The following is a 12,067-nucleotide window of genomic DNA, read 5'->3' as shown; positions in this document are numbered from 1 at the left end:
ACTTCACCGGAGCCCGGCCCCCGCACCACGGGGCCGGGCTCCGGCGCGTTCGCGTCCCGCCGCTCGTCAGGCTCCGGTCATCGAACGGGTTGACGGGTGTGCGAGTCTGGTGCGCCGCCGGCGGACGCCGGGGCGCACCAGAGGCACGACGCCGGATTCCGAGGGTGGGGGAGCACTCCAGTGCAGGCCGTACAACTGACACGCACGCACCGCATACTCATCGGCGTGGTCGTCGCGGGCGCCGTGGTGATCGCCGCCATCGGCTTCGCCGGTTCGTACGCCGCCGTACGCGAACTCGCCGAGAAGAAGGGCTTCGGCGCCTTCGCCCCCTTCTTCCCCATCGGCATCGACGCGGGCATCGTCGTCCTGCTCGCCCTGGATCTGCTGCTGACCTGGATCCGCATCCCGTTCCCGCTGCTGCGCCAGACGGCCTGGCTGCTCACCGCGGCCACCATCGCCTTCAACGGCGCCGCCGCCTGGCCCGATCCGCTCGGCGTCGGCATGCACGCGGTGATCCCGGTGCTGTTCGTCGTCGCGGTCGAGGCCGCGCGGCACGCGGTCGGCCGGATCGCCGACATCACCGCCGACCGGCACATGGAGGGCGTCCGCGTCTCCCGCTGGCTGCTGGCCTTCCCCTCGACGTTCCGGCTCTGGCGGCGCATGAAGCTGTGGGAGCTGCGCTCCTACGACGAGGTGATCCGCATGGAACAGGACCGCCTCGTCTACGAGACCCGGCTGCGCGCCCGCTACGGCCGGAACTGGCGCCGCCGGGCCCCCGTCGAGGCCCTGATGCCCCTGAAGCTCGCGCGCTACGGCATCCCCCTCACCGAAACCGCCCCCGAGACGACCCGCCGCACCCCCGCCCCCGTCCCGGGCTCCCCCGCCCCGACTCCCGCCCTGGACGGGCCCGTTGACGCCGTACACGGCGAACCCGCGACGCACCCGTCACCCGCCGCCGCACCGTCACCCGCTCCGGCGGCCCCCGAGCCCGCGCCCGTCCACGAGCCCGCGCAGCAGACCGGGCCCGCGGCCCACAACGGCACCGCACCGCCCGCCGAACCGCAGCCGTACCCCGAGGCCCAGGCCGAGCCCGCGCCGCAGCCCGGCCCCCAGCCGCAGACCGCCGACCGACCGCACCCCGAACCCGAGCCCACCCAGCTCCAGCCCGAACTGGCCACCCCCGCCCCCGTGTACGCCGCCGGAAGCCCCGCGTCCGGTCCGCAGGTGACCGTGCCGGTCTCCCCGGGGCGCAGGCGCACGCTCGGCTCCCCCGACGCGGAAGGCGCCGCACCCGAGGCGCAGTTCGCGGAGAACGCCGCCGCGGAGGTCCGGCCGGCCGCGCCCGACGACCCCGCGCCCGTCGACCCCGTCGGGATACCGGACGAGGTGCCGCGCGAGGAGTTCTACTTCCTGGCGTACCGCGAATACGTCGCCGCGCAGGGCGGTTTCCCCTCGGCGCGGCAGCTGTCCCGCACGCTGCACGACGGGTACGGGGTCACGGAGGCGGACGGCAGTCTGCTCCGGGAGACCTATCTCGGCCCGTACATGCGGGAGTTCAAGGAGCGCTACAACACGGAAATGGGCCTGGCGGGCTAGTCGCTCCCACCAGGCCCATCGGGCCGTTCCGTCCGCGCCGGCCCCGGAGGGCCGACGCGCCGGCGTCCTTACGCGCCCAGCAGCTTGCGGACGCGGTCCGCGCCGACCGCGAGCAGCAGCGTGGGCAGCCGCGGGCCGGTGTCACCGCCGACGAGCAGCTTGTACAGCAGGGCGAAGAACGCCCGCTGCGCGACCTTCAGTTCGGCCGAGGGCTTCGCGTCCGGGTCGAGCCCGGCCTGCACCTTCGGCACGCCGTAGACGAGCTGCGTCAGGCCGTCCAGCGACCAGTGCTCGTCCAGACCCTCCAGCAGCAGGCGGAGCGACTCGCGCTGTTCGGCGTCGAGCGACTCCAGCAGCTCGGTGTCCGGCTCGTCCCGCACCCGGGTGCGCTGCTCGGCGGGCACCTGGGTGGAGATCCACCGCTGGGCGCGGTCGAGCCGCGGGCGGGCCTCGTCCAGCTCGCGCACCGGCTGCTCGGGGTCGAGCTCGCCGAGGATGCGCAGCGTCTGCTCGTCGTTGCCGGCCGTGATGTCCACGACGGAGGCGAGCGTGCGGTACGGCAGCGGGCGGGGCGTCGTGGGCAGCGGGCCGGCGGCGGTGGTGGAGGCACGCAGGTGCGCGGCGATGTCGGCGGGCTGGGCGCTGCCCGCCGCGATCTTCCGCTCCAGCGCGTCCCACTCGTCGTAGGTGCGCTGGATCTCCTGGTCGAAGGCGACCTTGAAGGACTGGTTGGGCTTGCGGCGCGCGTACATCCAGCGCAGCAGCGGGGCCTCCATGATCTGGAGCGCGTCCGCGGGGGTGGGCACGCCGCCCTTCGAGGAGGACATCTTCGCCATGCCGCTGATGCCGACGAAGGCGTACATCGGGCCGATCGGCTGCTGCCCGTCGAAGATCTCCCGCACCAGCTGGCCGCCGACGACGAAGGAGGAGCCGGGCGACTGGTGGTCCACGCCGCTGGGCTCGAAGTCGACGCCCTCGAAGGCCCAGCGCATCGGCCAGTCGACCTTCCACACCAGCTTGCCGTGGTCGAACTCGCGCAGCGTCACCGTCTCGGTGTGGCCGCACTGGCAGGTGTAGCTGAGCTCGGTGGTCTCGTCGTCGTACGCCGTGACCGTCGTGAGGTCCCGCTCGCAGACGGTGCAGTACGGCTTGTACGGGTAGTACTCGCCGGAGCCGCCGGAGCCGTCGTCCTCGGCCGCGGCGCCGGAGCCCTCCGCCGCCTCGACCTCGGCCTCGTCGGCGGGCTTCTGCTGCTTCTGCTTGCCGCCCTTGCCGGCGGCGGCCTTGTCCAGCGTGCGGTAGCGCTCCAGGACCGCGTCGATGCGGGCGCGCTCACGCATCGCGAAGAGGATCTGCTCGCGGTAGACGCCGGAGGTGTACTGCTCGGTCTGGCTGATGCCCCGGTACTCGACGCCCAGCTCGGCGAGCGACGCCTCCATCGCGGACCTGAAGTGCGCGGCCCAGCTGTCGTACGGGCTGCCCTCGGGCGCGGGGACGGCGGTCAGCGGCTTGCCGATGTGCGCGTTCCACGACTCGTCGACGCCCTCGACCCCGGCCGGGACCTTGCGGAAGCGGTCGTAGTCGTCCCAGGAGAGGAGGTGCTCGCACGGCACGCCGCGGCGCTTGATCTCGTCCGCGACCAGGTGCGGCACCATCACCTCGCGCAGGTTGCCCAGGTGGATCGGCCCCGACGGACTCAGCCCGGAGGCGCACACAACCTTTTTACCGGGGGCACGACGCTCCGCCTCGGCGATGACCTCATCGGCGATACGGGAGACCCAGTCGGCCTCGGGGGTGGTCTGAGCCACTTCCGGCACTTCCTTCTCTCGATGCTCCTAGCCTTGCTGCGCCCATTCTCCCACCCGGTCCTGAGCCGTTTCCCCCACCCGTCCACAGGGTGTTGCCACCGGTCGTACCGGTCCCCGTTACCTGTGGAAAAGCGGTGGCAGGCCGTCGAGCGCACCGTGGGATACTTGCGGAACGTCTGCTGCGGCACGGCTCCTGAACGGCTCGGATGCGAGACACAGGACGGCGGCCGCACCGAGACGGCTCGTGACACCCAGACCACCCCGACGGAACGGTTAGCTCACCCATGGCCTCGGTCCCCTCCCTTTCCGCAACGGTCCACCAGCGCCTCTCCGACGCCCTCGCCGCAGCCCGGCCGGAAGCGTCCGGCGCGGACCCCTTGCTGCGAGGAAGCGACAGGGCGGATTTCCAGGCCAACGGCATGCTGGCGCTCGCCAAGAAGCTCAAGGGCAATCCGCGTGAGCTGGCCGACGCCGTCGTCGCCGCCCTCCCGGAGAACGACGAGATCGCCAAGGTCGAGGTCTCGGGCCCCGGCTTCCTCAACATCGACGTCGCCGACGCCGCCATCCTGCGCACCCTCGCGGCGCGCGCGTCCGACGAGTCGGGCCGCCTCGGCGTCCCGTTCGCGGAGAACCCGGGCACCAGCGTCCTGGACTACTCGCAGCCCAACGTGGCCAAGGAGATGCACGTCGGCCACCTGCGGTCCACGGTCATCGGTGACGCGATCATGCGCATCCTGGAGCACCGCGGCGAGACGGTCGTGCGCCGGCACCACATCGGCGACTGGGGCACCCAGTTCGGCATGCTCATCCAGTACCTGATCGAGCACCCGCACGAGCTGGACCACGAGTCGGACGCGGCCCGGAGCGGGTCCGGGGATTCCGGCGAGGCCGCCATGGCCCGGCTCAACCGGCTGTACAAGGCGTCCCGCGCCGTCTTCGACTCCGACGAGGAGTTCAAGGCGCGCGCCCGGGACCGCGTCGTCGCCCTGCAGAGCGGCGACGAGGAGACGCTGAACCTCTGGCACAAGATCGTCGACGAGTCGAAGACGTACTTCCAGGCCGTCTACGAGCAGCTCGACGTCGAGGTCCTGGACAAGGACATCGTCGGCGAGAGCGCCTACAACGACGCCCTCCAGGACGTCGTGAAGGACCTGGAGGAGTCGGGCGTCGCCGTCCGTTCCGAGGGCGCGCTCTGCGTCTTCTTCGAGGACGTCAAGGGCCAGGACGGCAAGCCCACCCCGCTGATCGTGCAGAAGTCCAACGGCGGCTTCGGGTACGCCGCCACCGACCTCGCCGCCATCCGCGACCGGATCGGCAATCTCCACGCCGACAAGCTGCTGTACGTCGTCGACGCCCGGCAGGCACTGCACTTCCGGATGGTCTTCGAGACGGCGCAGCGCGCCGGCTGGCTGCCCGAGGGCGCGGCCAAGCAGCTTGCCTTCGGCACGGTCCTCGGCGCCGACGGCAAGCCGTTCAAGACCCGTGAGGGCGAGACGGTGCGCCTGGTCGACCTGCTGAACGAGGCCGTCGAGCGTGCCGCGGTCGTGGTGCGGGAGAAGGCCGAGGCCGGCGGCCTGGGCCTGTCCGAGGAGGAGATCCAGGAGCGGGCCCAGCAGGTCGGCATCGGCGCGGTCAAGTACGCGGACCTGTCCAACTCCATGTCCCGCGACTACGTGTTCGACCTGGACCGCATGGTCTCCCTCCAGGGCGACACCAGCGTCTATCTCCAGTACGCGTACGCCCGTATCCAGTCCATCTTCCGCAAGGCCGGCCCGGACGCGCCGCCCGCCGTGGCGCACCCCGAGGTCGAACTCACCCCGCAGGAGCGGGCGCTGGCCCTGCACCTCGACGGCTTCGGCGACGTCCTCGCCACGGCCGCCGAGCTGTACGAGCCGCACCGCCTCGCCGCGTACCTCTACGAACTGGCCTCCCTCTTCAGCCCGTTCTACGAGCACTGCCCGGTGCTGACGGCGCCCTCGCGCGAGCTGGTGGAGAACCGCCTGTTCCTCTGCGAGCTCACCGCCCGCACCCTCCGCGAGGGCATGACCCTCCTCGGCATCCGCACCCCGGACCGCCTCTGATCACGGCAGCCCCCGCGCCCCGCACGGGGCGCGGGCGCCCCGGGGGCAGCGCCCCTAGCCGGTGACCCCGTCCGCGCAGGCCGCGTCCAGCGCGCCCCGCAGCCACTCCTGCGCGGCGCCGTACGTCGGCTCCAACTCCCCGCTCCCCGGAGCCAGTTCGCCGAAGAGCTCCCAGTAGCGCTCCATCGCCGGGACGGTGGCCCACCGCAGCAGTTCACCGAGCCGGTGGCGGAACTCGGGGGTGTCCTGGGTGCCGCGCGCCCGCGCGTACGCGGCGACGAAGCAGTCCAGCGCCTCGCCCGCGCGCGGGGCCCGTCCGGCGCGGAGGTCCGGCTCGGCCAGCGCGTACGCCTGGAGCAGCCCCTCGAACAGCGGCTCGGGGCGGGTACCCGTCCCCGCGGGCTGCCGCGAGACGGACCGGGTGTGCTCGGTGCACACGGCGCGGTCGGTGACGACGGCGTGCAGCCGAGCGAAGGTCAGCACCTGCTCGGGCCCGGGATCGGCGGGCAGTTGCGGAACGGCGGCTTCCAGGATGGGCGTGACGATCCGCCGGGGCAGCCGGACGGGGAGCGCGCAGCGCCAGAAGTAGGCCATCGCGTCCGTCGTCGGCGGGGTGCCCATGGCGCCGATCAGCGCCAGCCGTTCCGCGCGTTCCTCCACCGTCCCGTCCCGCAGCAGGTGGAGCGCCGCCTCCCGCCAGCGCAGCGCGGCCAGTTGGCCGTTCAGCTCGCGCAGCCGGCCCTCGATGGCCTCGTCCAGCGCCGCTTCCTCATCGAGGGCCCGTGCCACCTGCGGAACCGGTAGGTCCAGGGTCCGCAGGGAGCGGATGCGGCGCAGCCGTTCCAGCGCCTCGGGCCCGTACCGGCGGTGCCCGCCGGTGCTCCGCCCGGCCTCGGGCAGCAGTCCGCGGTCCGAGTAGAAGCGCACGGTCTTGACTGTCACGCCGGCCCGCCGGGCCACCTCACCGATGCTCCACGTGCCGTCGTCCGGCGCTCCGGGCCCGGCGGCTGGTGTCGCCTCACACACGTCTTGAACCTCCCTCAGGGGGAGTTCCTACGGTACCGGCGGGCGCGGGCGGCCTCGCAGGGGAAAGCCGCCCGCGCCCGACCACGGTTCGCACGAGGGACGGAGACGACGATGACCGCATTCGTACTGGCAGCAGGCGGCCACACCGGCGACTGGGTGTGGCGGGACGTCGCCCGCCTGCTGCGGGAGTCCGGCGCCGAGGCGTACCCGGCGACGCTCACCGGAATGGGCGACCGGCGCCATCTCGCGGGCCCGGAAACCGACTTGGCGACGCACATCGAGGACCTGGTGCAGATCATCGACCACATCGAGGCACCGGCAGGCCCCGGTTCGCCGCGGGACGTCGTACTCGTCGGCCACTGCTACGGCAGCCACCCCGTACTCGGCGCGGCCGACCGGCGCCCCGAGCGGGTCTCCCGCATCGTCTACGCCGACGCGCCCCTCCCCGGGAACGGCCTCTCCGTGCACGACCTCGTCCGCGCCGAAATGGCCGAGGAGGCCGTGCGCGAGCGCATCCTCGGCCAGGCCGACCGGGCCGAGGACGGCTGGCGCGTCCCGGCGCCCACCCGCGAGGAGTGGGAACGCCTGAGCAACGTGCACGGCGTCTCCCCGGCGGACGTGACCCGGCTGGCCCGCCTCGCCGCGCCCCAGCCCCTCCGCACCCTCACCCAGCCGCTCCGCCTCACCGGCGCCGCCGACGGAATCCCCGCCTCCGGCATCTTCTGCACCGTCAACGGGACGACGGACATCGCCCTCGTCGAAAAGCTGGTGGCCTCCGGCGCCCCACGCTTCCGCCAACTCGCCGACCCCCGCTGGACCTTCTTCGAACTCCCCACCGGCCACTGGCCGATGCTCTCCACCCCCGAGGCCCTGACCCGCACCCTCCTCCGGGCCGCCGCCGGCGAGGGCCACCGCCTCGCCGCCCAGGGCTGAGCCAGGACGCGCGTGCCTCACCGCTTCCGCTGCCACAGCATCTCCAGCCCCAGCACGATGGCGCACAGCACCGCGACCGTCCCGGGAGCGGCCACGAACGCCACGTGGATCGGGCTGTCCTCGTCCGGCAGGAAGAGGTCCACCCAGCCCAGCGCCAGGGCCAGGGCGGTGGTGACGCCGCCGATCCGGGAGGCCCATTCGAAGAGGTACGTGTGCCACCGTCCGGAGTCCGGCGACTCCCGCGAGCGCACATCGATGCTGAAGAAGATCAACAGGACGGCGAGGAACGCGATCATGTCGACCATCTCGGACGAGGGCATCTGACGCATGTCACGTTCCCTTCGGCGGACGAGGGCCCCGGCACCAGGCGCGCCGGGGCTGGACACCGGGCAACCTAGGAGGTCCCCGCGGCCGATGCCGGAGAGCGAAGAGCCGCCGTCCCGCACTTCATACGAATGGCTCCGCCGAGCCGCCGCCACGACGACCCTGCGCGAACGGCCGCGAGCCGGGCCGACTCGCCAAACCCCCTCGGACCACCGCCCGTTGACGACCGACGCACGCCTCCGACCCGGGACGGAGCACCGCTCCCCCTCCCGGACCAGGACCCGGGTCCGCCCTCAAGGGGGACGCGGGCCCGATCCGCCGGGCGCCCCCGCGCGGATAGCTTGCTGCCCATGACCGCCCCCTCCCCCGAACCCCGCAGCCGCCCGCAGCGCATCCGCGACACCCTCCGCAGGCTCACCGACGAGACCGACGCCTGGGTCGCCACCGCCTCCCGCGACGGCCACCCCTGCCTCGTCCCCCTCTGGTTCCTCTGGGACAACGGCACGTTCCTGCTGTGCACCCGCCGCACCACCCCCACCGCACGGAACCTCGCCGACGGCGAAGCCCCCGTCACCCTCAGCCTCGGCCACACCCGCGACGTGGTCCTCGTCCAGGGCACCGGCCGCACGGTCGACGCCACCGAGCTCCCCACCGCCTCGGCCGACGCCTTCGCCGCCCGCTTCGACTGGGACCCGCGCGACGACCCCGACTGGACCTACCTCCGCATCACCCCCCGAACCGTCAGGGCCTGGCACGAGGAACCCGAACTCCCCGGCCGCCTGATCATGCGCGCGGGCGAGTGGCGGTCCTGAGCCCACCGGTTCCGCCCGACACCCCTGCCTCACCCCCTGAGCCAGGACGATCGCTTCCCGAACGTCGGACGCTCCCGCGTACACCGTCGGCACGCGCCACGGCGTGAGCGGACGGGCCAACCCGGCTTCCAAACAAGCGCGTTCGGCCGTCGAGCCGAGGGCACAACGCCGGGCTCACGGCACACCGCCGTTCACCGCAAGCCGGACCTCTACGCCCGCGCCGGCATCCCGTGTACGCGATCCGCGAGCGCCGTCACCGCGAGGTCGTCGTCCTGACGGACCCGCAGGACAGCGAGTACCGGACGCGCCCCGTGCACAAGCCCGGCGAAACCCTCCCCGAATCCATCGGCGCCCACGTCGAGTGGGACACGGACGCCCTGCTGCGCACCTGACCACAGGCGGCCCCTGCCCTCGCCGTTCGGCCCCGCCACCCCTCCGCCGGCGCCGCCGTCCACGTCCCGGATCACCACCGCGTACGCGCCAACTCACGGCGCTGCGCCAGGAGTTCCGTCCACACCATTGTCCACGGCCCCGTCCCCGGGTGACGCGAGTGTCCACAGCGGGCCGGTTGTCCACAGGTCTGGTGGGCGGTCGTCGCGCGGCGGCGGGACGCTGTTAACGTACCGGCACTCAGCTCGCCCTGAGGTCTCCGGTGCCAGCGCCGGAGGCACCCGCACTCCGCGCCGAAGCCCTGCCACACCCCGGGAGAGGAGGACAGACCGTGATCACACCGAACGCGAAACGGCCCGGCAGCCATACAGGCCACCGGACCGCTTCCTCAGTCCTCGTCGTGCGCGTCCACGCCTCAGAGCTTGCGCGCCGCCTCGACCGCCCAGTAGGTGAGGATCATGCCGGCGCCGGCGCGCTTGAAGCCGGTGAGGGCCTCCAGCACGGCCGCGTCCCGGTCGATCCAGCCCTTCTCGGCAGCGGCCTCGATCATCGCGTACTCGCCGCTGACCTGGTACGCGCCGACCGGCACGTCCGAGGCCTCGGAGACGGCGCGCAGCACGTCGAGGTACGGCATGCCCGGCTTGACCATGACCATGTCCGCGCCCTCTTCGAGGTCGAGGGCGAGCTCGCGGAGGGACTCGCGGAGGTTGGCCGGGTCCTGCTGGTACGTCTTGCGGTCGCCCTGGAGGGACGAGCCGACGGCCTCACGGAACGGCCCGAAGAACGCCGAGGAGTACTTCGCGGTGTAGGCGAAGACGGCGGTGTCCTCGTGGCCGTTCTCCTCCAACTCCCGCCGGACGCGGGCGATCTGGCCGTCCATCATGCCGCTCGGGCCGAGCACGTGCGCCCCGGCGTCGGCCTGCGCCAGCGCCATCTCGGCGTAGCGCTCCAGCGTCCGGTCGTTGTCCACCCGGCCGGTGGAGTCCAGCACGCCGCAGTGCCCGTGGTCGGTGAACTCGTCCAGGCACAGGTCGGACATGACGACGAGATCGTCACCGACCTCGGAGCGCACGTCGCGCAGCGCCCGCTGGAGGATGCCGTCGGGCGCGGTGCCCTGCGTGCCCTCGGCGTCCTTGTCCTCGTCCCTGGGCACGCCGAACAGCATGATCCCGCCGACGCCGGCCTCGACGGCCTCCGCCGCGGCCTTCTTCAGCGAGTCACGGGTGTGCTGGTAGACGCCCGGCATGGACGAGATCGCGACGGGCTCGTCCACGCCGTCCCGCACGAAGGCGGGCAGGATCAGGTCGGACGGGTGCACCCGGTGCTCGGCGACCATCCGGCGCATGGCCGGGGTGGTCCGCAGCCGCCGGGGGCGTGCCGCGGGATAGGAGCCGTAGGTGCTCACGAACGTGCCCTCCTCCTGGCCGGACGCTTCTCGCTCGGCCGCTTGACGACTTCACCGGCCTCGACGGCCGCGGCGCGCCGCTCGGCGCCGAAGTCGGCCAGCGCGGCGGCCAGTTTGTGCACGGACGGTTCGGGCGACATGACGTCGACCCGCAGGCCGTGCTCCTCGGCGGTCTTCGCGGTGGCCGGGCCGATACACGCGATCACGGTCACGTTGTGCGGCTTGCCCGCGATGCCGACGAGGTTCCGGACGGTGGACGAGGAGGTGAAGAGCACGGCGTCGAAGCCGCCGCCCTTGATCGCCTCGCGGGTCTCGGCCGGCGGCGGCGAGGCGCGCACGGTGCGGTACGCGGTGACGTCGTCGACCTCCCAGCCCAGCTCGATGAGCCCGGCGACGAGGGTCTCCGTGGCGATGTCGGCGCGGGGCAGGAACACCCGGTCGATCGGGTCGAAGACCGGGTCGTACGGCGGCCAGTCCTCCAGCAGCCCGGCGGCGGACTGCTCACCGCTGGGCACGAGGTCGGGCTTGACGCCGAACTCCACGAGGGAGGCGGCGGTCTGCTCGCCCACGGCCGCGACCTTGATCCCGGCGAAGGCACGCGCGTCGAGCCCGTACTCCTCGAACTTCTCGCGTACGGCCTTGACCGCGTTGACGGAGGTGAAGGCGATCCACTCGTACCGCCCGGTGACCAGGCCCTTGACCGCGCGCTCCATCTGCTGCGGGGTGCGGGGCGGTTCGACGGCGATGGTGGGCACCTCGTCGGGCACCGCGCCGTATGACCGGAGTTGGTCGGAGAGCGAGGCCGCCTGTTCCTTGGTGCGCGGCACCAGGACCTGCCAGCCGAAGAGGGGCTTGGACTCGAACCACGACAGCTCGTCGCGCCGGTCGGCCGCGCTGCGCTCGCCGACCACGGCTATGACCGGCTGGCCGCCGCCCGCTGCGGGCAGCACCTTGGCGGACTTCAGGACCTGGGTGATGGTGCCGAGGGTCGCCGTCCAGGTGCGCTGCCGGGTGGTGGTCCCGGCGACGGTGACGGTGAGCGCGGTGTCGGGCTTCCGTCCACCGGCAACGAGTTCTCCTGCAACCGAACCGACCGCGTCGAGCGTCGTAGAGATGACGACGGTGGCGTCGCTCGCGCCGACTTCGGTCCAGCATCTGTCGTCGGCGTGCGCGGCGTCGATGAAACGGACGTCGGTGCCGTGCTCGTCGCGCAGCGGTACACCGGCGTACGCGGGGACGCCGACGGCGGCGGCGACCCCGGGCACGACCTCGAAGGGAATGCCCTCGGCCGCGCAGGCGAGCATCTCGGCGGAGGCGTCGGCGTCGAGCCCCGGATCGCCCGCGACGGCTCGCACGACCCGCTTGCCGGAGCGCGCGGCAGCCATGGCAAGATCTGCTGCACCACCGCTGGAAACAGGGGCAGTTGACGGGGTGTCAGCGCTGCCCGCTTCCGCGGCCTCCCGCTGGAGTGGTGTGTCCACACCGGCCCGCGCATGGGTACGGACGACGTCGTGCACGTGCGGATCGGCGACGAGGACGTCGGCACGCGCGAGTGCTTCGACGGCACGCAGCGTCAGCAGCCCCGGGTCTCCGGGGCCCGCACCGAGGAAGGTGACGTGTCCCTGAGCGCCGTAGAGGTGCACGGCGCTCGTAGTGGCCGACGACGTGGACGGCGTGGTCGACGTAGGCATG

General features: G+C 72.8%; 10 protein-coding genes. 5 read left to right on the top strand and 5 right to left on the bottom strand.

Annotation, left to right across the window (positions count from 1 at the left end):
- The first annotated feature begins 195 nt into the window (after nt 1-195).
- The gene (locus HCC30_RS23790) at nt 196-1,596 is read left to right on the top strand and encodes a DUF2637 domain-containing protein (RefSeq protein ID WP_169444893.1); all 1,401 of its coding nucleotides are present in this window, start codon (nt 196-198) and stop codon (nt 1,594-1,596) included.
- 68 nt (nt 1,597-1,664) lie between these two features.
- Here HCC30_RS23790 and lysS read toward each other — a convergent pair whose 3' ends face one another.
- Entirely contained in the window at nt 1,665-3,404 is a 1,740-nt protein-coding gene (lysS, locus tag HCC30_RS23785) for a lysine--tRNA ligase (protein WP_169444809.1), read from the bottom strand.
- Nucleotides 3,405-3,688: 284 nt separating this feature from the next.
- Here lysS and argS point away from each other — a divergent pair, with 284 nt between their 5' ends.
- Nucleotides 3,689-5,485: an arginine--tRNA ligase gene (gene argS / locus HCC30_RS23780; RefSeq protein ID WP_169444808.1), complete on the top strand. Its 1,797-nt coding sequence runs from the start codon at nt 3,689-3,691 to the stop codon at nt 5,483-5,485.
- Between the two features lie 54 nt (nt 5,486-5,539).
- Here argS and HCC30_RS23775 read toward each other — a convergent pair whose 3' ends face one another.
- Nucleotides 5,540-6,427, bottom strand: a complete 888-nt coding sequence (locus tag HCC30_RS23775) for a MerR family transcriptional regulator (protein WP_346776777.1) — start codon at nt 6,425-6,427, stop codon at nt 5,540-5,542.
- 195 nt (nt 6,428-6,622) lie between these two features.
- Between HCC30_RS23775 and HCC30_RS23770 the strand changes: the two genes are divergently transcribed.
- Nucleotides 6,623-7,444, top strand: coding sequence for an alpha/beta fold hydrolase (locus tag HCC30_RS23770; RefSeq protein WP_169444806.1), 822 nt, complete (start codon nt 6,623-6,625; stop codon nt 7,442-7,444).
- A 17-nt stretch (nt 7,445-7,461) separates the two neighbouring features.
- Here HCC30_RS23770 and HCC30_RS23765 read toward each other — a convergent pair whose 3' ends face one another.
- Nucleotides 7,462-7,773 carry a hypothetical protein gene (locus tag HCC30_RS23765; protein WP_169444805.1) on the bottom strand — a complete coding sequence of 104 codons (312 nt, stop codon included), beginning with the start codon at nt 7,771-7,773 and terminating at the stop codon, nt 7,462-7,464.
- A gap of 345 nt (nt 7,774-8,118) precedes the next feature.
- On the opposite strand from HCC30_RS23765, the gene HCC30_RS23760 reads away from it, so the two are divergent.
- Both HCC30_RS23760 and HCC30_RS23755 read left to right on the top strand, forming a co-directional pair.
- Nucleotides 8,119-8,580, top strand: coding sequence for a pyridoxamine 5'-phosphate oxidase family protein (locus HCC30_RS23760; RefSeq protein ID WP_169444804.1), 462 nt, complete (start codon nt 8,119-8,121; stop codon nt 8,578-8,580).
- Between the two features lie 230 nt (nt 8,581-8,810).
- Nucleotides 8,811-8,972 (top strand): hypothetical protein, encoded by a 162-nt coding sequence (locus HCC30_RS23755; RefSeq protein WP_169444803.1) that lies wholly within the window; start codon nt 8,811-8,813, stop codon nt 8,970-8,972.
- 413 nt (nt 8,973-9,385) lie between these two features.
- Here the strand turns inward: HCC30_RS23755 and hemB are convergent, their stop codons facing one another.
- Together hemB and HCC30_RS23745 are read right to left on the bottom strand one after the other, a co-directional pair.
- Nucleotides 9,386-10,375: a porphobilinogen synthase gene (gene hemB / locus HCC30_RS23750; protein WP_169444802.1), complete on the bottom strand. Its 990-nt coding sequence runs from the start codon at nt 10,373-10,375 to the stop codon at nt 9,386-9,388.
- Nucleotides 10,372-12,066, bottom strand: a complete 1,695-nt coding sequence (locus HCC30_RS23745; protein ID WP_169444801.1) for a uroporphyrinogen-III synthase — start codon at nt 12,064-12,066, stop codon at nt 10,372-10,374. The genes hemB and HCC30_RS23745 overlap by 4 nt, the downstream gene beginning before the upstream one ends.
- Nucleotide 12,067: the final 1 nt, after the last annotated feature.

Source organism: Streptomyces sp. HNM0574 (assembly GCF_012726235.1).
Taxonomy (GTDB): Bacteria; Actinomycetota; Actinomycetes; order Streptomycetales; family Streptomycetaceae; genus Streptomyces.
This window is presented reverse-complemented; position numbering and strand designations above follow the sequence as displayed.

What these genes read in the sequence shown, in the direction of transcription:
- argS (WP_169444808.1), top strand. Translation starts at nt 3,689, where the DNA reads ATGGCCTCGGTCCCCTCCCTTTCCGCAACGGTCCACCAGCGCCTCTCC.
- HCC30_RS23745 (WP_169444801.1), bottom strand. Translation starts at nt 12,066, where the DNA reads ATGCCTACGTCGACCACGCCGTCCACGTCGTCGGCCACTACGAGCGCC.
- HCC30_RS23765 (WP_169444805.1), bottom strand. Translation starts at nt 7,773, where the DNA reads ATGCGTCAGATGCCCTCGTCCGAGATGGTCGACATGATCGCGTTCCTC.
- HCC30_RS23770 (WP_169444806.1), top strand. Translation starts at nt 6,623, where the DNA reads ATGACCGCATTCGTACTGGCAGCAGGCGGCCACACCGGCGACTGGGTG.
- HCC30_RS23760 (WP_169444804.1), top strand. Translation starts at nt 8,119, where the DNA reads ATGACCGCCCCCTCCCCCGAACCCCGCAGCCGCCCGCAGCGCATCCGC.